The organism is Desulfobacter hydrogenophilus (genome assembly GCF_004319545.1).
Lineage (GTDB): Bacteria > Desulfobacterota > Desulfobacteria > Desulfobacterales > Desulfobacteraceae > Desulfobacter > Desulfobacter hydrogenophilus.
The window spans coordinates 2089074-2105335 of sequence record NZ_CP036313.1 but is presented as its reverse complement, the minus strand read 5'-3'; the positions used below and the strand labels follow the sequence as shown (position 1 = coordinate 2105335).

General features: G+C 43.5%; 32 protein-coding genes. All 32 read right to left on the bottom strand.

The genetic code is table 11. The features are described 5' to 3' along the window. Positions 1-33: 33 nt before the first annotated feature. Positions 34-390 (bottom strand): 50S ribosomal protein L17, encoded by a 357-nt coding sequence (gene rplQ, locus EYB58_RS09235; protein WP_111956905.1) that lies wholly within the window; start codon positions 388-390, stop codon positions 34-36. A gap of 5 nt (positions 391-395) precedes the next feature. Continuing rightward, entirely contained in the window at positions 396-1418 is a 1023-nt protein-coding gene (locus EYB58_RS09230) for a DNA-directed RNA polymerase subunit alpha (protein WP_111956903.1), read from the bottom strand. A gap of 47 nt (positions 1419-1465) precedes the next feature. Continuing rightward, positions 1466-2092: a 30S ribosomal protein S4 gene (gene rpsD / locus EYB58_RS09225; RefSeq protein ID WP_111956901.1), complete on the bottom strand. Its 627-nt coding sequence runs from the start codon at positions 2090-2092 to the stop codon at positions 1466-1468. 220 nt (positions 2093-2312) lie between these two features. Next, positions 2313-2708 (bottom strand): 30S ribosomal protein S11, encoded by a 396-nt coding sequence (gene rpsK / locus EYB58_RS09220; RefSeq protein ID WP_020589487.1) that lies wholly within the window; start codon positions 2706-2708, stop codon positions 2313-2315. A gap of 25 nt (positions 2709-2733) precedes the next feature. Then, a complete protein-coding gene (gene rpsM / locus EYB58_RS09215; RefSeq protein WP_111956899.1) occupies positions 2734-3102 on the bottom strand; it encodes a 30S ribosomal protein S13 in 369 nt (122 codons plus the stop codon). Positions 3103-3116: 14 nt separating this feature from the next. Then, positions 3117-3230: a 50S ribosomal protein L36 gene (gene rpmJ, locus EYB58_RS09210; RefSeq protein ID WP_084691657.1), complete on the bottom strand. Its 114-nt coding sequence runs from the start codon at positions 3228-3230 to the stop codon at positions 3117-3119. Positions 3231-3293: 63 nt separating this feature from the next. Continuing rightward, a complete protein-coding gene (gene infA, locus EYB58_RS09205; RefSeq protein ID WP_004073836.1) occupies positions 3294-3512 on the bottom strand; it encodes a translation initiation factor IF-1 in 219 nt (72 codons plus the stop codon). Positions 3513-3542: 30 nt separating this feature from the next. Further along, positions 3543-4862 carry a preprotein translocase subunit SecY gene (gene secY / locus EYB58_RS09200; protein ID WP_111956897.1) on the bottom strand — a complete coding sequence of 440 codons (1320 nt, stop codon included), beginning with the start codon at positions 4860-4862 and terminating at the stop codon, positions 3543-3545. A gap of 26 nt (positions 4863-4888) precedes the next feature. Continuing rightward, complete coding sequence (gene rplO / locus EYB58_RS09195) at positions 4889-5326, bottom strand: 50S ribosomal protein L15 (RefSeq protein ID WP_111956895.1); 438 nt, start codon at positions 5324-5326, stop codon at positions 4889-4891. Position 5327: 1 nt separating this feature from the next. Next, complete coding sequence (gene rpmD / locus EYB58_RS09190; protein WP_111956893.1) at positions 5328-5510, bottom strand: 50S ribosomal protein L30; 183 nt, start codon at positions 5508-5510, stop codon at positions 5328-5330. Positions 5511-5521: 11 nt separating this feature from the next. Next, the gene (rpsE, locus tag EYB58_RS09185) at positions 5522-6022 is read right to left on the bottom strand and encodes a 30S ribosomal protein S5 (protein WP_020589493.1); all 501 of its coding nucleotides are present in this window, start codon (positions 6020-6022) and stop codon (positions 5522-5524) included. A gap of 17 nt (positions 6023-6039) precedes the next feature. Further along, complete coding sequence (rplR, locus tag EYB58_RS09180) at positions 6040-6408, bottom strand: 50S ribosomal protein L18 (protein ID WP_111956891.1); 369 nt, start codon at positions 6406-6408, stop codon at positions 6040-6042. A gap of 19 nt (positions 6409-6427) precedes the next feature. Then, positions 6428-6970: a 50S ribosomal protein L6 gene (gene rplF / locus EYB58_RS09175; RefSeq protein ID WP_111956889.1), complete on the bottom strand. Its 543-nt coding sequence runs from the start codon at positions 6968-6970 to the stop codon at positions 6428-6430. Between the two features lie 15 nt (positions 6971-6985). After that, entirely contained in the window at positions 6986-7384 is a 399-nt protein-coding gene (gene rpsH, locus EYB58_RS09170) for a 30S ribosomal protein S8 (protein WP_111956887.1), read from the bottom strand. Positions 7385-7439: 55 nt separating this feature from the next. After that, positions 7440-7625 (bottom strand): type Z 30S ribosomal protein S14, encoded by a 186-nt coding sequence (locus EYB58_RS09165; RefSeq protein ID WP_083927967.1) that lies wholly within the window; start codon positions 7623-7625, stop codon positions 7440-7442. A 21-nt stretch (positions 7626-7646) separates the two neighbouring features. Next, positions 7647-8186, bottom strand: coding sequence for a 50S ribosomal protein L5 (gene rplE / locus EYB58_RS09160; RefSeq protein ID WP_020589497.1), 540 nt, complete (start codon positions 8184-8186; stop codon positions 7647-7649). Between the two features lie 22 nt (positions 8187-8208). Then, complete coding sequence (rplX, locus tag EYB58_RS09155; RefSeq protein WP_111956885.1) at positions 8209-8529, bottom strand: 50S ribosomal protein L24; 321 nt, start codon at positions 8527-8529, stop codon at positions 8209-8211. 28 nt (positions 8530-8557) lie between these two features. After that, positions 8558-8926: a 50S ribosomal protein L14 gene (gene rplN, locus EYB58_RS09150; RefSeq protein ID WP_111956883.1), complete on the bottom strand. Its 369-nt coding sequence runs from the start codon at positions 8924-8926 to the stop codon at positions 8558-8560. 18 nt (positions 8927-8944) lie between these two features. Continuing rightward, positions 8945-9205, bottom strand: a complete 261-nt coding sequence (rpsQ, locus tag EYB58_RS09145) for a 30S ribosomal protein S17 (RefSeq protein ID WP_111956881.1) — start codon at positions 9203-9205, stop codon at positions 8945-8947. Positions 9206-9220: 15 nt separating this feature from the next. Continuing rightward, on the bottom strand, positions 9221-9421 hold the full coding sequence (gene rpmC, locus EYB58_RS09140; protein ID WP_111956879.1) for a 50S ribosomal protein L29: 201 nt from the start codon (positions 9419-9421) through the stop codon (positions 9221-9223). Continuing rightward, entirely contained in the window at positions 9421-9831 is a 411-nt protein-coding gene (gene rplP, locus EYB58_RS09135) for a 50S ribosomal protein L16 (protein WP_111956877.1), read from the bottom strand. The genes rpmC and rplP overlap by 1 nt, the downstream gene beginning before the upstream one ends. Before the next feature lie 23 nt (positions 9832-9854). Further along, positions 9855-10508, bottom strand: a complete 654-nt coding sequence (rpsC, locus tag EYB58_RS09130) for a 30S ribosomal protein S3 (protein WP_111956875.1) — start codon at positions 10506-10508, stop codon at positions 9855-9857. Between the two features lie 16 nt (positions 10509-10524). After that, positions 10525-10860, bottom strand: coding sequence for a 50S ribosomal protein L22 (gene rplV / locus EYB58_RS09125; protein ID WP_111956873.1), 336 nt, complete (start codon positions 10858-10860; stop codon positions 10525-10527). A gap of 29 nt (positions 10861-10889) precedes the next feature. Further along, positions 10890-11165: a 30S ribosomal protein S19 gene (gene rpsS / locus EYB58_RS09120; protein WP_111956871.1), complete on the bottom strand. Its 276-nt coding sequence runs from the start codon at positions 11163-11165 to the stop codon at positions 10890-10892. Positions 11166-11175: 10 nt separating this feature from the next. Continuing rightward, positions 11176-12009, bottom strand: coding sequence for a 50S ribosomal protein L2 (gene rplB, locus EYB58_RS09115; RefSeq protein WP_111956869.1), 834 nt, complete (start codon positions 12007-12009; stop codon positions 11176-11178). Between the two features lie 12 nt (positions 12010-12021). After that, positions 12022-12309 (bottom strand): 50S ribosomal protein L23, encoded by a 288-nt coding sequence (gene rplW / locus EYB58_RS09110; protein ID WP_111956867.1) that lies wholly within the window; start codon positions 12307-12309, stop codon positions 12022-12024. Between the two features lies 1 nt (position 12310). After that, complete coding sequence (rplD, locus tag EYB58_RS09105) at positions 12311-12931, bottom strand: 50S ribosomal protein L4 (RefSeq protein ID WP_111956865.1); 621 nt, start codon at positions 12929-12931, stop codon at positions 12311-12313. Between the two features lie 142 nt (positions 12932-13073). After that, on the bottom strand, positions 13074-13706 hold the full coding sequence (gene rplC / locus EYB58_RS09100; RefSeq protein ID WP_111956863.1) for a 50S ribosomal protein L3: 633 nt from the start codon (positions 13704-13706) through the stop codon (positions 13074-13076). Positions 13707-13730: 24 nt separating this feature from the next. Next, positions 13731-14039 carry a 30S ribosomal protein S10 gene (gene rpsJ / locus EYB58_RS09095; protein WP_004073804.1) on the bottom strand — a complete coding sequence of 103 codons (309 nt, stop codon included), beginning with the start codon at positions 14037-14039 and terminating at the stop codon, positions 13731-13733. A 23-nt stretch (positions 14040-14062) separates the two neighbouring features. After that, a complete protein-coding gene (tuf, locus tag EYB58_RS09090) occupies positions 14063-15256 on the bottom strand; it encodes an elongation factor Tu (protein ID WP_111956861.1) in 1194 nt (397 codons plus the stop codon). A 47-nt stretch (positions 15257-15303) separates the two neighbouring features. Further along, complete coding sequence (rpsG, locus tag EYB58_RS09085; RefSeq protein ID WP_111956859.1) at positions 15304-15771, bottom strand: 30S ribosomal protein S7; 468 nt, start codon at positions 15769-15771, stop codon at positions 15304-15306. A gap of 60 nt (positions 15772-15831) precedes the next feature. After that, complete coding sequence (gene rpsL / locus EYB58_RS09080) at positions 15832-16203, bottom strand: 30S ribosomal protein S12 (RefSeq protein ID WP_111956857.1); 372 nt, start codon at positions 16201-16203, stop codon at positions 15832-15834. Positions 16204-16262 lie beyond the last annotated feature (59 nt).

The following is a 16262-nucleotide window of genomic DNA, read 5'->3' as shown; positions in this document are numbered from 1 at the left end:
TGCTTTTAAACCATACCCTTTTGTGCGTCTTAATTAATCGGTGATCAACTCAATCTGAACCATCGGAGCAACATCCCCTTTCCTTGGTCCTAACTTGATAATTCGAGTGTATCCACCCTGCCTTGAATTAAACTTCTCTGCTACCTCTTCAAAAAGGCCATGCACAACATCTTTTTCACGGATTACCGCCAACGCCTGACGCCTGGCATGAAGATCCCCACGTTTGGCTAGGGTAATCATTTTATCGGCAATTTTACGAAGACCTTTGGCTTTAGCCTCAGTGGTTTTGATGCTGCTGTGTTTGAACAGAGAAGTTACCATGTTCCTAAACATCGCCTTTCTATGGGCGGAGGTTCTGTTCAGCTTTAATACGGATTTTCTATGCTTCATGGTATTTATTCTCCTTCCTGAGTATTCACATCTTCCGGCGGTTCGATCCCTTCAAGGTCCATCCCCAAAGACAGTTCCATTGAATTGAGCACTTCTTTGATTTCATTGAGTGATTTTCGGCCGAAATTTTTTGTCTTGAGCATTTCGCTGTCGGTTTTCTGAACCAGCTGGTAAATGGTATGGATTCTAGCATTTTTCAGACAGTTTGAACTGCGAACGGAGAGCTCGAGCTCATCCACGGAACGGTAAATATTTTCATTGAATCCCTTTTCACCCTCGTCGGTTTTATATTCTGATTCATCAGGTTCAAGCTCTTCATCAAAATTTATAAATGGATTCATCTGTTCTTTAAGTATCTTTGCACCGTAGGCAACAGCATCGTCGGGTGTAACACTACCGTCGGTCCAAACTTCAAAGGTCAGTTTGTCATAGTCGGTTTTCTGACCGATACGAGATGTGCCCACCACATATTTTACTCTCTTAATGGGGGAAAACGCTGAATCAATGGGGATGGTACCGATGGGGGCATCGTCGTCTTTATTTGCCGATGACAACGCGTATCCCTTGCCTGTTTTCACAACCATGACAATATTAAGTTTTCCATTTTTATTTACCGTGGCAATATGCTGCTCCGGGTTAAGAATCGTCACCCGACCGTCCGGACTGACGATATCCGCACCAGTAACATCGGCCTCGCCAGTGACATTTAGGGTCAATATCTTTTCTTCTGGATCGTCCACTTTGAGCTTTAATTCTTTCAGATTTAGAATGATCTCGGAGACATCCTCTCTAATATCTGATATAACGCTGTATTCGTGAAGTGCATCATCGAATTTCACGGAGACTATGGCGGCGCCATAAATGGATGATAAAATAATTCGCCGAAGCGAGTTACCAATGGTGATGCCGTATCCCCTTTCAAGGGGTTCACACACAAACTTGCCATAGGTGGAAGTTGTGGTAACATCAAGCTTTTCCGGCTTGATCATCTCTCGCCAGTTAACATATGCAAGATTTTCAGATGACATTTAAATCTCCTGAATAGATAATTTGGTAGATCATGTATATGATAAACCTATTTTGAATAAAGCTCGACGATCAACTGTTCCTGGATCGGTAGTGAAATATCTTCCCTACCGGGAAAGCCTTTAATTTCACCTTTAAAACTGTCTTTATTAATCTCAAGCCACTGGGGAATACCACGCCTTACAATGGCGTCCAAAGAATCTATAATGGCCTGGATAGTTCTACTTTTTTCGCAAAGTTCAATAACATCCCCTTTTTTAACCTGATAGGATGGAATATTAACTTTTTTTCCATTTACAGTAAAATGATTGTGGCGAACAAAATGACGACCCTGATTTCTAGAATTCACGAACCCAAGCCTGAATACAGTATTATCTAACCGAGTTTCTAATAATGTCAACAAATTAATACCAGTAATACCTTTTTGCCGGTCTGCTCTTTTGAAAGTATTTCTAAACTGTTTCTCAGATACACCATAAATGCGTTTAACTTTTTGTTTTTCCCGAAGCTGCATGCCGTAATCTGATTGTTTAACTCTTTTCTGACCGTGTTCACCAGGGGGGAACCCTCTTCTGTCAAAACTGCATTTGTCAGAAAAACAACGATCCCCTTTTAGAAAAAGCTTCATATTTTCACGTCTGCACTGTCTGCAGACAGAACCTCTATATCTTGCCAAGTTTCCTCCTTTATCGATTGTGATAAAGTTTACACATTAAAATTTTTTTGGAATATTCACTTTAATCTATCTCAAATGAATTAGATCTCGCTCCAGTTTGGACAAAAACGTGCCCAGATGCAAGGCGCATAAAAATTTGTAACCTTAAGCAATCCGGAAGCTTGTAAGGATTACTAATTTTAATGCAACACCACAAGAAGGTGAGTATTCTTTAAAACACTTACACGCGTCTTCTTTTGGGTGGACGGCAACCGTTATGCGGTACCGGGGTAACATCCTTGATCATGGAAATATTGAATCCAAGTGCATGCAGGGCCCGAAGTGCAGATTCTCTTCCTGGACCAGGGCCTTTAACATATACCCCGATGTTTTTCATACCATGTTCCATTGCTTTAGCTCCTGCATCTTCTGCAACCAGTTTGGCCGCAAAAGGGGTGGATTTTCTGGAGCCTTTGAACCCCTGCATACCCGCGGATGACCAGGAAATGGTATTGCCGTTTTCATCGGCAATAGTGACAATGGTATTATTAAAGGTAGATTGAATATGCACTATGCCGGTTGATATATTTTTTTTAACCCGCTTTTTGGCAACGACCTTTTTAGACTTTTTCGCCATAATTGTTATCCCTTTTAATTAAGTCCTATTTTTTCTTCTTCACGGCCGCGCGTTTGGGACCTTTTCTGGTTCTGGCGTTGGTACTTGTCCGCTGCCCGTGGCAAGGCAGCCCTTTACGATGACGCAGCCCCCTGTAACATCCTAGATCCATCAACCGTTTAATATTCATGGACACTTCAGAACGCAGTTCACCTTCAACTTTGAACTCGGCATCAATAACTTTCCTGATTTCATTTGCCTGTTCTTCAGTCAGATCGTTTGCCTTAATTGTAGGCTCAATGCCCGTTTTTTCAAGTATATGCATAGATCTGCTGCGCCCGATACCATAGATATAGGTTAAAGCGATCCACGCATGCTTATCTCTTGGTAAGTCAACTCCAGCTATACGTGCCAAATTTTTCTATCCTCCTATCCTTGACGCTGTTTATGGCGCTTGTTGACACAAATGACTCTGATGACACCACGCCGTTTAATAACTTTGCAGTTCCTACAGATTTTTTTTACGGATGCTCTGACTTTCATCTAACCGCTCCTCATCTCATTATTCCAAATGTATACTTCATTTTTATTATTCACCTGTCGGTATTATTTATACCGGTAGGTAATTCTGCCACGGCTTAGGTCATAGGGGGAAATTTCCACAGTCACCCTGTCGCCGGGAAGTATTTTTATAAAATGCATTCTCATTTTCCCGGAAATATGTGCCAGTAGAACATGCTTGTTTTCCAATTCAACCTTGAACATGGCATTGGGAAGTGTTTCAAGAACTTTACCGTCTACTTTAATGGGCTCTTCTTTGGCCATAACTAAATTCTTCTCCTTTGTGGTGCCATATTAGGACCGGCTTTTGATCCGTTTATTTCCCGAGCGTCCCAAAAAACCATCATAATTGCTGGTAATCAAATGAGACTCTATCTGGGAAATAGTATCAATAGCAACACCAACAACAATCAACAGCGCTGTCCCGCCGAAATAAAAAGGTACGTTAAACTTATTCATCAATACGGTGGGTATTACACAGACCACTGAGACATAAGCTGCACCGCCTACAGTAATTCTTGTTAGCACTTTATCAATATATTCAGCTGTCCGTTTTCCCGGTCGAATGCCCGGGATGTACCCGCCGTTCTTTTTCATATTTTCGGCCACATCTTCAGGGTTAAACTGAACTGCAGTATAAAAAAAGCAGAAGAAGACGATAAAACCAATATATAACAGGTAATACCAGATCGTTCCCGGGCTGAACATGCCGGCCACAGTCTGCATCATAGGCAGATTGATAAACTGGGCCAGCGTCGTGGGAAACATAATGATGGAAGATGCAAAAATAGGCGGAATAACCCCCGCTGTATTGATTTTAAGCGGAAGATGCGAGGTCTGTCCGCCATACATTTTTCTACCGACCACCCGTTTGGCATAATGAACCGGGATTCTGCGTTGAGCCAATTCCATAAAAATAATGGCAGCAATCACAGCGACCATTAATACAACCAGAATGATGGTTGAAAACAGCCCCATCTCACCAGTGCTCAATAGCCGTCCCATCTTAATACCTGCTGACGGCATATTGGCGACAATACCGGCAAAAATAATCAAAGAAATACCATTACCGATCCCTCTTTCAGTAATCTGTTCACCAAGCCACATGATAAATGCAGTTCCCGCCGTCAAGGTGATAATAGTGATCAGTCTGAATCCCCACCCAGGATATGGTACAATGGGAATACCGGCAGGCGATGTCATGGATTCAAGACCAACAGCAATCCCAAAACCTTGTATGGCACTTAAAACAACCGTACCATACCGAGTTAACTGGGTTTTCTTTTTACGACCGGCATCCCCTTCTTTTTTGAGTTGTTCAAGATAGGGAACGACCACGGTCATCAATTCCAGAATAATAGAAGCGCTAATATAAGGCATAATCCCTAAAGCAAAGATGGAAAGCCGCTCCAGCGCACCGCCAGAAAACATATTGAACATGGAAAATAACGTGCCTGAAGCCGATGCAAAAAATGATTCCAGCGCTGCCCCGTCAATACCGGGCGTCGGGACATGCACCCCAACCCTGTAAACAAAAAGCAAAGCAAGCGTTATCAATATCTTACGTTTTAGCTCAGGCAGTTTGAGCATATTCTGGTAGCTGTTCTGGATCATTGGAACTCTTCCTTATACCTTTACGCTTATTCTACGCTGCCACCGGCAGTTTCAATTTTTTCTTTAGCACTCTGGGAAACCAAAATATTTTTCAGGACAAATTTCTTGGTTACCTCACCATTTCCAAGCAGTTTAACACCATCCACAGCCCCTTTGACTAGACCGGCTTCCCTGAGGACTACCTCGGTTATTTGAGTACCATCATCAAACCGCTCAAGATCTTTAACATTGAGAACCGCATTATGGGTTTTAAACATATAGTTTTTAAAACCGCGTTTGGGCAGTCGCCTGTAAATAGGCATCTGACCACCTTCAAAACCAGGACGAACAGACCCACCGGAACGTGCCTTAAGGCCCTTATGCCCTCTAGTGGAGGTTTTACCCATACCTGAACCGGGGCCACGCCCTACTCTTTTTCTATTTTTTCTGCTACCGGGAGCAGGAGCCAGATCATGTAATTGCATCCTAAACCTCCTCTACTTTCACCAGGTGTGAAACCTTTTCCACCTGCCCCATGATCACAGGGGTATTATCGTGCTCCACAGTGTGATGCATCCGCTTAATGCCCAGGGAGCGAATAATCCGTCCATGCTTTGCAGGACGACCGATGGCGCTTCTTATTTGTGTAATCTTAATTCTATCAGCCATTGTTCGCCTCTTTATATTTCTTCAGGGTTAAGGCCGCGTCTTTTGGCAACTTCCTCCTTGGTACACAAGGACTGGAGGCCTGCCATGGTGGCTCTTACAATGTTCTGTGTGTTATGGGAACCAATACACTTGGTCAAAATATCAGTTACCCCAGCGGCTTCAAGGACCGCACGAATTCCTCCGCCGGCAATCAGCCCAGTGCCGGGAGAAGCCGGTTTAAGAAGAACCCGTCCTGATCCGGCGTGGCCCAAAACCTCAAAGGGAACCGTGCCATTCAGAATAGCAACTTTTTTCATATTTCGTTTGGCTTTATCCATTCCCTTTCTAATGGCTTCAGGAACTTCTTTGGCCTTTCCCAGTCCATATCCCACGCTGCCTTCACCATCACCTACCACAACCAGGGCAGTGAAGGTAAAATTCCGGCCACCTTTAACGACCTTCGCAACACGGTTAATTCTGACGACCTTATCTATCAGACCTGTATCTTCCATCTGCTGTTGTTGTCTTGCCAAGGGGTGTTCCTCCTTAATTAGAATTCAAGACCGGCTTCCCGGGCCCCGTCTGAAAGTGCTTTTACGCGTCCGTGAAAAAGGAACCCATTCCGGTCAAAAACAACCTTTCTAATTCCTTTATCCATTGCCCTTTTGCCGATAAGGTTGCCGACTGCTTTTGCAACATCCTTCTTTTTTCCCTCAACCGGCGTATCTTTGTACTCTTTGTCAAGGGTTGACGCTGCAACCAGCGTTGTGCTGTTTGTGTCGTCTATAATCTGGGCATAAATATGCTTGGCTGTTCTGAAAACGCTAAGTCGGGGACGTTCCTGATTACCAAATATATTTTTTCTAATCCGTTTTTTTCTTTTAAGCCGTGCAAGCAGCCTTGGTGATGTATTTGCCATAATCTATATTCCCCACCTTTTAATCTTTACCAGCAGTCTTACCTGCTTTTCTGATAATTCTTTCGTCAGCATACATAATGCCTTTGCCTTTATAAGGCTCGGGAGGTCTAATAGCTCTGATATTTGCTGCAGCCTGCCCCAAAAGCTCTTTATCAATGCTGGTAAGGGTAACTTCGACGTTTTTGTCCACCGCTGCAGTTACACCATCAGGAAGGGCAAAATCCACAGGGTTTGAATACCCGACAGATAACACCAAATTTTTTCCTTTAGTCTCAGCCCGATAACCAATGCCGGAAAGTATCAGTTTCTTCTCATAACCTTGGGTGACACCATGTACCATATTAAAGATAAGAGACCTGAAAAGCCCCTGTAACGCCATTTTTTTCTTATCTGAGGTGTCGGTAGACACACTCAACACCTGGTTATCAATTACAATATTAACTGCCGGATGCAGCTTGCGGTCAAGACTGCCTTTAGGCCCTTTGACATTGATGATATCGCCATCAAGGGTGATCTGAACCTTATCTGGAAGCTGAACCGGCTTTTTTCCTATTCTAGACATCTTATAGCTCCTGTCTTACCAAACGTTACAAAGAATTTCACCGCCGACCTTTGCTTCTTTTGCCTGCTTGTCGGTCATCAACCCCTTAGAAGTGGAAATGATGGAAATACCTAAGCCATTTAATACCGGCTTGATATTTTTTGATTTAGCGTACACCCTGCAAGAGGGTTTGCTGACACGCTGTATACCAAAAATAGTTGGTTCGCCTTCTGAAACATATTTCAGGGCCACCCGAAGAACCCCCTGGGTCTCGTTTTCAAGAAATTTATAATCTTTGATATACCCTTGTTCCTTCAGCACCCGCACCATTTCAAGTTTAATCTTTGATCCGGGGATATCCACCTTGGACAGACCGGCCTTACCACCATTTCTGATTATGGTCAGCATGTCTGCAATGGGATCACTAGTTGCCATTTGAAAATCTCCTTAAATACGCTGATATTTAAATAATCGTTAGAATCTGAATACACTACCAAGAAGACTTGGTTACACCCGGCAGTTTACCCTGTGAGGCAAGCGTTCTAAAACAGATTCTGCAAATACCAGCTTTTCTAATAAATGCACGTGGTCTACCGCATAAAGGGCACCTATTATAAGCCCGTACACCAAATTTGGGTTTTCTTTGTGCCTTTGCGATTAAAGCTTTTTTAGCCAAACGATCTTCCTCCTTAGGTCCTTAGTTTTTAAAGGGCATTCCCATCAATTTAAGAAATGATTTCCCTTCTTCATCGGTTTGGGCTGTGGTGACAACCGTTACATTGAGGCCCTTGATAGCGTCAGTCTTATCATAATCAATTTCTGGAAAAATGATGTGCTCAGTGATACCTAAGCTGTAATTGCCACGGCCATCAAATGCTTTTCCTGAAATTCCTCTAAAATCCCTTACACGGGGAAGTGCGATGTTGATTAGTCTATCAAGAAAGTCATACATCTTTTCCCGTCTAAGCGTCACTTTGCAGCCAATGGGAAGATCCGCCCGCAATTTAAAATTTGCAATGGGTTTTTTTGCGCGCGTAATTACGGCTTTCTGTCCTGCAATCAACCCCAGCTCTTGGGCTGCTGTTTCAACTATTTTCGGGTTTCTGACCGCCTCGCCAAGCCCCATATTCAGTACAATTTTGTCCAACTTCGGTACTTGACACTGATTGGTGTATTTAAACTCATCCGTCAGTGCGGGAACCACTTCGTTGGTATACTTTTCCTTAAGCGTAGTCATTTATTTTCTCCGGCTTTAGGTGTTATGAGTCTATCTGCTGATTACATTTTTTACAGACTCTTACCCGTTTTCCATCTTCAAGCTGCTTGATTCCGATACGGGTCGGTTTTATACAGGAATTACACATCAGCATAAGATTGGAAACGTCCATGGGCATCGCTTTCTCAACAATGCCCCCCTGGGGGTTTTCCTGGGAAGGACGCTGATGAACTTTGACCATGTTGATATTTTCAACAACAATTCTGTTCGTCTTTTTGGCAACTTTAAGCACCTTGCCAATCTTACCTTTGTCCTTGCCGGTCAACACTTTAACTTTATCGTCTTTTTTTATTCTTATTTTCATGACTTATTTTGTTCTCCCTGGCCTTGGATCAAAGTACGTCGGGCGCAAGAGAAATAATCTTCATAAAACGCCTTGCACGAAGTTCTCTTGCTACTGGTCCGAAAATACGGGTTCCCACCGGCTCGTTATTCTTGTTAATCACAACAGCGGAATTATCATCAAAACGGATGGATGATCCGTCAGGCCGGGAGATCTCTTTTTTGGTTCTGACAATAACTGCCCTGACTACATCTCCCTTGCTGACCTTTGAATTGGGAATAGCCTCTTTTACGGAAACAACGATAACATCTCCGATAGTGGCGTATCTTCTTTTAGAACCACCGAGCACCTTAATGCAATACAGTTCCTTGGCGCCTGAATTGTCAGCGACTGTCAGTCTGCTTTCACTTTGAATCATTATTCAACTCCTTAGACACTAGACCGCTTTTTTAACAATTTCAGTCACCCGAAACCGTTTTAATTTACTCAGCGGTCTGGTTTCGATAATTTTGACTTCGTCACCAATTCTACATTCATTTGGCTCATCATGGGCGTGATATTTTTTGTAACGTTTGATATATTTTTTATACACCTTATGCTGTACAAATCTTTCAACCCTGACCACCACGGACTTATCCATTTTGTCAGACACGATCAGACCAATCAGCTCTTTTTTATTTTTTTTTGTAGTTTCCATATCAGTACTCGTTAGTTAGCTAATTTTGACATTCATTTCTTTGGAAATCGTGTAAAGTCTGGCGATATCTTTTCTTACACTGGACAGATTGGCTGTATTCGCGAGCTGACCTACATTGTGCTGGAAACGAAGGTTAAACAGTTCTTTTTTAAGCTCAACGATTTTATCTTTAATCTGGCCTGCATCCATGTCCTTGATTTCACTGGCCTTTAACATTATTTACTCCTTTCCACAAAACGGGTTTTCACGGAAAGTTTTCTGGCAGCCAGCTTTAACGCCTCTTTGGCCAATTCTCTGTCAACACCTTCCATCTCATAGAGAATTTTGCCCGGTTTCACCCGTGCCACCCAAGCATCCGTTGCACCTTTACCTTTACCCATTCTGACTTCAGCCGGCTTTTTGGTAACGGGATGATCAGGGAAGAAACGAATCCAGGTTTTGCCCTGCCGTTTTGCCTTTCTGGTCATCGCGACCCTGGCTGCCTCAATCTGTCTTGCATTTACATACCCGCATTCCACAGCCTGGAGCCCATAGTCTCCAAAACTCAATGTATTGCCTCGAGTAGGCATTCCTTTGGTTCTACCGCGGAATTGTTTCCGGTATTTGATATTTCTAGGACTCAGCATTTGCTAATTTCTCCTTATTGCCTTTAATTAGTTGCCAGAGTCTGTTCACCGGGGTTTATAACTTCCCCTTTGAATATGAACACCTTAATACCAATGGTCCCATAAGTGGTCTTGGCTTCAATGAATCCGTAATCTACATCAGCTCTAAGCGTATGCAAAGGGATTCGGCCTTCCTTATACCATTCGGTTCTGGCCATTTCAGCACCGCCCAAACGACCGGCGCAGATAATTTTAATACCTTTTGCCCCGAATCTCATGGCAGAGGAAACGCTTCTTTTCATTGCCCTTCTAAAGGCGATGCGTTTTTCAAGCTGGCTTGCAATATTTTCCGCCACCAACTGTGCATCGGTTTCAGGTCTTCTGACCTCTTTAATATCAATCAAAACTTCAGGATTAAGCATTTTTTCAAGCTCATTTTTCAGCAGCGCAATTTCTGCACCTTTTTTGCCGATAATGATACCGGGTCTTGCTGCAAAAACTCGGAGCCTGATCTGTTTGGAAAACCGCTCAATCTCAATCTTGGAAATACCGGCGTGGTATAGTTTCTTTTTCAAGTATTTTCTGACTTTGAAATCTTCTTCGACAAAGTTCGCATACTCTTTATCAGCGTACCACCGGGAATCCCAAGTCCTGATGATGCCTAACCTTAATCCGGTAGGATTTACTTTCTGGCCCAAGCCTTTCCCTCCTTGTTTAGACGGTTTCTTCTACAACCACTGTTAAATGACTGGTTCTTTTTAGAATACGGGCAGCTCTTCCCCTTGCCCGCGGCCTGAACCGCTTCATGGATGGTCCATGATCAACAATCACATTTTTCACTACCAGCTTATCAACATCCATCTCATCGTTATGCTCGGCGTTGGCAATGGCAGACTGTAGGGTTTTATACATAATCCCTGCTGCCTTTAAAGGCATGAACTTTAATAATATCAACGCCTGTTCGGCATTTTTACCTTTGATCTCGCTGATGGGCAGCCGAAGCTTAAACGGTGAGATTCTTGCATATCGTGTAGTCGCTTTAACTTCCATATCTTAAATTTCCTCTAAATCCTAGCAGATTACCGTTTGGATTTTTTATCTGCGGCATGACCCCAATAAGTCCTTGTAGGTGAAAATTCACCAAGTTTATGCCCCACCATGTTTTCCGATACAAACACAGGAATAAATTTTTTCCCGTTATGAACAGCAAAAGTGTTGCCGACCATTTCAGGTAAAACAGTGGAACGGCGCGACCAGGTTTTGATTACTTTATTGCTACTGGACTTTTGGGCTTCAAGAACTTTTTTAAGAAGCTCCGATGCGATATAGGGTCCTTTTTTTAATGATCTTGGCATAATTTATCACCTATTTCCTTTTAGCCCTTCTTTTAACAATATACTGATCTGTTCTGACACTCTTACGGGTTCTTTTACCCTTGGCAGGTACACCCCAGGGAGAACATGGCTGACGCCCGCCTGAAGAACGGCCTTCACCACCGCCCATAGGATGATCCACAGGGTTCATTGCCACACCACGAACAGAAGGTCGTTTTCCCATCCATCTAGTACGCCCTGCTTTACCGATACTTACGTCGCCGTGTTTCTCATTCCCAACACGCCCAACAGTGGCTTTGCATTTAAGATGGATCATGCGAACTTCACCAGACGGAAGCAAAATCTGAGCATAAGTACCTTCTTTAGCCATCAGACGTGCAAATCCGCCGGCACTTCTAACAATCTGCCCACCCTTATTCTGCTTCAATTCAATATTATGAATTCTGGTACCAGTGGGGATATTCTCTAACGGCAAACAGTTGCCTGGTTTAATATCTGCATCGGAACCTGTTTCAAGGATGTCACCGACCTTAATATCAAGGGGGGCCAAAATATATCTTTTTTCTCCGTCCGCGTAGGCCAACAGGGCAATTCTGGCTGATCTATTCGGGTCATATTCAATTGCAGAAACCTTGGCTGGGATTCCGTCTTTGTCCCGCTTAAAATCGATGATACGATACTTCTTTTTAGCACCACCGCCTCTGTGTTTAGCGGTGATTCGTCCGTAGGAATTCCGGCCGGACCGTTTATTGATATTTTTAGTCAGCCTGCGTTCAGGACGATCTTTTGTAATTTCTTCAAAAGAAAGATGCTCCTGAGCGCGTCTTCCCGGAGATGTCGGCTTGCTCTTAACTATTGTTGACATATTAATACCTCTTTACACACCTTCAAAAAAATCAATTCGTTGTCCGGGCATCAAAGTGACAACGGCTTTTTTCCAGTCCATTTTTTTGCCGATAATTTTGCCACGCTGTTTTATTTTACCTTTGACCTGTATGGTTCTGACCTGCTTTACCTGTGTATTGAACGCTTTCTCAACAGCGGCTTTAATTTCAACTCTGTTGGCATCCTTGGCAACTTTAAATGTCACCTGGTTAAACAGTTCTCTTTGAAGGGTGGATTTTTCTGTAACTACAGGTCCACGGAGGATGTCATATTCAATCATCTTAGCTCAGCCTCCCCTTGATGTTCTCAATACTGGATTCAACCAGCAGAAGATTTTTAAACTTTAAAATGTCGTAAACATTGAGACCTTCAGTCTTAATCACTTTAACATCCGGGATATTCCTAGAGGACAGAGTAAGTTTCGTATCGTCGGTATCCGAAACGATGAGAAGATCATCAAGATTCAGTGCTGAAAGTACTTTTGCCAATGCCTTTGTTTTAATTTCTTCGAGTTCAAGCGCATCAATAACAAAAAGTTGACTATCAGAAACCTTCGCACTTAAAGCCATTTTAAGGGCAAGTTTTCTTACTTTCTTAGGCACTTTTATTTCATAGGACCTTGGGCTGGGACCAAAGATAACACCACCACCTTTACGCAAAGGAGATTTTACGCTACCGGCCCGGGCATTACCGGTTCCTTTCTGCCTGAATAATTTTTTTGTAGAACCTGAAATCATACCCCTGGTCTTAGACGCAGCAGTCCCTACCCGTTTTGAAACGAGTTGGGACCGAACGACTTCGTGAAGAACACTTGTTTTAACCGGTATGCTGAAAATTTCGTCAGGCAGCTCGACTTCAGACACTTTAGCACCTGTACTGTTTAATACCTCTACAGCAGCCATTATTCTTCCTCTTCAATTTTGATCGACTATGCATCACTGCGAAATAATTGCAATACCCATAGCCGCTATTCGTCTATTTAATTAGACTGATGCTCTGCCGCATTCTCTAAATTTGCTCATTGACACGGCATCAAAAACTGTTTTATTTTTTTACATCAGCTTTGCGCACTTCAACAACACTTGTCTTACAACCTGGAACAGCGCCTTTTACAAGAATGAGGTTATCATCGTGCTTAATATCTACAATTGTTAAATTTTTAACCGTAACTTTATCTACGCCCATGTGGCCAGGTAATTTTTTTCCCTTGATTACCTTTGCCGGCCATGCAGAGTTACCGATTGAGCCTGGTTTTCTATGATTTCGGCAACCGTGAGTTTCCGGCCCTCTGGAAAACCCATGACGCTTGATAGTTCCCTGGAAGCCACGACCTTTTGAAGTACCGATCACAGTCACTTTATCACCAATTGAAAATACATCAACGCCGATAGTAGCACCGACTTCAACTTCTTCAACTGAATCTTCTCTAAATTCCCTTAAAACTCGAAAGCCTTTATCCGATGCTTTTTTTAAATGTCCTGCAATGGGTTTGTTTATGCGCCCAACCGGCTTCTCATCAAACCCGAGCTGCAAAGCTGCATACCCGTCAGTTTTTTCTGTTTTTATCTGGGTTACAACACAGGGCCCAACCTGCAGCACTGTAACAGGAACGAGCTGTCCATCGGAGGCAAACACATTGGTCATCCCGATTTTTTTTCCTAACAATCCACTCATCATAACAAATATGTTCCTGTCATTGCACTATAATTTAATTTCAACGTCCACACCGGGGGACAGGTCAAGCTTCATTAACGCGTCCACTGTCTGCTGTGTCGGCTCAAGAATATCCATCATTCTTTTGTGCGTTCTTATTTCAAATTGCTCACGGGATTTTTTATTCACATGAGGTGAACGCAACACAGTAAACTTGTTGATACGGGTAGGTAGGGGAACCGGTCCCACAATTCTGGCACCGGTTTTCCTTGCCGTATCAACAATATCTACTGAAGACTGATCAAGCAACTTATGGTCATAAGCTTTGAGCCTAATTCTAATTTTAGTCTTCAACATTGTTATTGTTCTTTCTTAATCTACTATTCTATAATTTCGCCAACAACACCGGCACCAACTGTACGGCCACCCTCACGAATAGCGAAACGAAGTTCCTTTTCCATGGCGATGGGGTTGATCAATTCGACGTTAATGGTCGCATTATCACCAGGCATAATCATTTCAACACCTTCATCAAGGGTCAAAACACCTGTAATATCTGTGGTTCTAAAAAAGAACTGGGGTCTGTATCCAGTAAAGAAAGGCGTGTGGCGCCCACCTTCTTCTTTACTCAGGGCATACATTTCAGCCTTAAACTTGGTGTGCGGTGTAATGGTTCCGGGCTTGCAAACGACCTGACCACGTTCAACCTGGTCACGTTTTGTACCACGCAACAACAACCCGACATTATCTCCAGCCTGTCCTTCATCCAGAAGTTTCCTGAACATCTCAACACCGGTGCAGACGGTTTTTGCAGTATCTCTAATACCTACGAGTTCAATTTCTTCGCCGGTTTTAATCACACCACGCTCAATACGACCGGTAACAACCGTACCACGTCCAGAGATTGAGAATACGTCTTCAATAGGCATCAAAAAGGGTTTAGCTATATCTCTTTCAGGCTCTGGAACATAGGAATCAAGCACATCGAGAAGTTCATAAATAGGCTTAGCCTCTTCTGCATTAATGTCGTCACACTCCAAAGCTTTAAGCGCAGAGCCGCGAATAATCGGAGTTTCCTCGCCCGGGAAATCGTAGGTATCAAGAAGTTCCTGGAGTTCCATTTCAACCAACTCTATCAGTTCTTCATCGTCGACCATATCGCATTTATTCAGAAAAACAACGATCTTAGGCACACCAACCTGACGGGCAAGCAGGATGTGCTCACGAGTCTGGGGCATAGGGCCATCATCGGCGGACACAACAAGGATAGCACCATCCATCTGGGCGGCACCAGTGATCATATTTTTTATATAATCAGCATGGCCCGGGCAATCGACATGTGCGTAATGGCGAGCTTCGGTCTCATATTCAACATGGGCTGTAGCGATGGTAATACCACGCTCTCTTTCTTCCGGCGCCTTGTCAATTTCATCAAAGGGAACATATGTCCCATTGCCTTTCAGGCCGGCAAGCTTGGTAATCGCCGCAGTCAGAGTGGTTTTCCCGTGATCGATATGCCCGATTGTCCCGATGTTCACGTGCGGCTTGTTCCGCTCGAATTTCTCCTTAGCCATCTTCTGTATTCCTCCTGTGGAATGTTTACAAAGATATTTTTAAATTCCTACCACCTAAAATGCGCGAATGCCTTATTAGCCTCAGCCATCCTATGTGTATCTTCTCTTTTCTTGATTGCCCCGCCACGCTCATTATAAGCGTCCATCAACTCAGCAGCGAGCTTATTCGCAAAACCTTTTTCAGAACGGCTTCTGCTAAAGTTGATAAGCCACCTGAAAGCCAAAGCCGTCTGGCGAGCGGGTTTTATATCAGTGGGCACCTGATAGGTAGACCCCCCGATCCTTCTTGATTTCACTTCAACAGAAGGCCTGATATTATCTATCGCTTTTTTAAACACCGCCAGAGCAGGTTCGCCAATCTTATCTTCAGCAAGCATCAAAGCATTAGCCACAATTGTTCGGGCAGCATTCTTTTTGCCGTCTCTCATAACACAATTGACAAACTTGGCTGCAAGCTTTTCCTCATGCGTGGCATCCTGCATGAAACCTTCTTTAAATACTAATTTTTCTGCCATCTTAAAAAGTCCACCAAATTTATATTTTATTAATATGAATGCTTAAAAAACTCATCACGACTATTTGGGACGCTTGGCACCATATTTTGACCGCCCCTGGCGACGATCGTCGACACCAAGCGTATCAAGGGCACCCCTGACAATATGATAGCGAACACCTGGAAGGTCCTTTACTCTTCCGCCCCTAACCAGAACGACAGAGTGTTCCTGGAGATTATGCCCCATGCCCGGGATATAAGCCGCAACCTCCATACCGGTTGTCAAACGAACCCTTGCAACCTTCCTTAAGGCCGAGTTCGGTTTCTTAGGAGTAGAAGTATACACCCTAGTGCAAACCCCACGCTTTTGAGGCCCGCCTTTCAATGCCGGCGTACTAACCTTTTTTTCAGTCCTCTTCCTACCTTTTCGTACCAATTGATTTATGGTCGGCATAACTCCACATGCTCCTTCATCAAACTTAATAAGTCGCCATACACGACAAAATATTTAAT

Coding starts and splice junctions, on each gene's coding strand:
- rplF (WP_111956889.1), bottom strand. CDS start 6,970: ATGTCTAGAATAGGAAAAAAGCCGGTTCAGCTTCCAGATAAGGTTCAG.
- rpsS (WP_111956871.1), bottom strand. CDS start 11,165: ATGCCAAGATCATTAAAAAAAGGACCCTATATCGCATCGGAGCTTCTT.
- rpmJ (WP_084691657.1), bottom strand. CDS start 3,230: ATGAAAGTCAGAGCATCCGTAAAAAAAATCTGTAGGAACTGCAAAGTT.
- secY (WP_111956897.1), bottom strand. CDS start 4,862: ATGATCCAGAACAGCTACCAGAATATGCTCAAACTGCCTGAGCTAAAA.
- rpsK (WP_020589487.1), bottom strand. CDS start 2,708: ATGGCGAAAAAGTCTAAAAAGGTCGTTGCCAAAAAGCGGGTTAAAAAA.
- rplO (WP_111956895.1), bottom strand. CDS start 5,326: ATGCAATTACATGATCTGGCTCCTGCTCCCGGTAGCAGAAAAAATAGA.
- rpmC (WP_111956879.1), bottom strand. CDS start 9,421: ATGTTAAAGGCCAGTGAAATCAAGGACATGGATGCAGGCCAGATTAAA.
- tuf (WP_111956861.1), bottom strand. CDS start 15,256: ATGGCTAAGGAGAAATTCGAGCGGAACAAGCCGCACGTGAACATCGGG.
- rplR (WP_111956891.1), bottom strand. CDS start 6,408: ATGGCAAATACATCACCAAGGCTGCTTGCACGGCTTAAAAGAAAAAAA.
- rplB (WP_111956869.1), bottom strand. CDS start 12,009: ATGTCAACAATAGTTAAGAGCAAGCCGACATCTCCGGGAAGACGCGCT.
- rpsJ (WP_004073804.1), bottom strand. CDS start 14,039: ATGTTGAAGACTAAAATTAGAATTAGGCTCAAAGCTTATGACCATAAG.
- rplW (WP_111956867.1), bottom strand. CDS start 12,309: ATGATTGAATATGACATCCTCCGTGGACCTGTAGTTACAGAAAAATCC.
- rplP (WP_111956877.1), bottom strand. CDS start 9,831: ATGCTGAGTCCTAGAAATATCAAATACCGGAAACAATTCCGCGGTAGA.
- EYB58_RS09230 (WP_111956903.1), bottom strand. CDS start 1,418: ATGTCATCTGAAAATCTTGCATATGTTAACTGGCGAGAGATGATCAAG.
- rpsQ (WP_111956881.1), bottom strand. CDS start 9,205: ATGGAAACTACAAAAAAAAATAAAAAAGAGCTGATTGGTCTGATCGTG.
- rplX (WP_111956885.1), bottom strand. CDS start 8,529: ATGAAAATAAGAATAAAAAAAGACGATAAAGTTAAAGTGTTGACCGGC.
- rplC (WP_111956863.1), bottom strand. CDS start 13,706: ATGATGAGTGGATTGTTAGGAAAAAAAATCGGGATGACCAATGTGTTT.
- rplE (WP_020589497.1), bottom strand. CDS start 8,186: ATGACTACGCTTAAGGAAAAGTATACCAACGAAGTGGTTCCCGCACTG.
- infA (WP_004073836.1), bottom strand. CDS start 3,512: ATGGCCAAAGAAGAGCCCATTAAAGTAGACGGTAAAGTTCTTGAAACA.
- rplQ (WP_111956905.1), bottom strand. CDS start 390: ATGAAGCATAGAAAATCCGTATTAAAGCTGAACAGAACCTCCGCCCAT.
- rplV (WP_111956873.1), bottom strand. CDS start 10,860: ATGGAAGTTAAAGCGACTACACGATATGCAAGAATCTCACCGTTTAAG.
- rpmD (WP_111956893.1), bottom strand. CDS start 5,510: ATGGCTGATAGAATTAAGATTACACAAATAAGAAGCGCCATCGGTCGT.
- rpsH (WP_111956887.1), bottom strand. CDS start 7,384: ATGGCAACTAGTGATCCCATTGCAGACATGCTGACCATAATCAGAAAT.
- rpsL (WP_111956857.1), bottom strand. CDS start 16,203: ATGCCGACCATAAATCAATTGGTACGAAAAGGTAGGAAGAGGACTGAA.
- rplD (WP_111956865.1), bottom strand. CDS start 12,931: ATGGCTGCTGTAGAGGTATTAAACAGTACAGGTGCTAAAGTGTCTGAA.
- rpsG (WP_111956859.1), bottom strand. CDS start 15,771: ATGGCAGAAAAATTAGTATTTAAAGAAGGTTTCATGCAGGATGCCACG.
- rplN (WP_111956883.1), bottom strand. CDS start 8,926: ATGATTCAAAGTGAAAGCAGACTGACAGTCGCTGACAATTCAGGCGCC.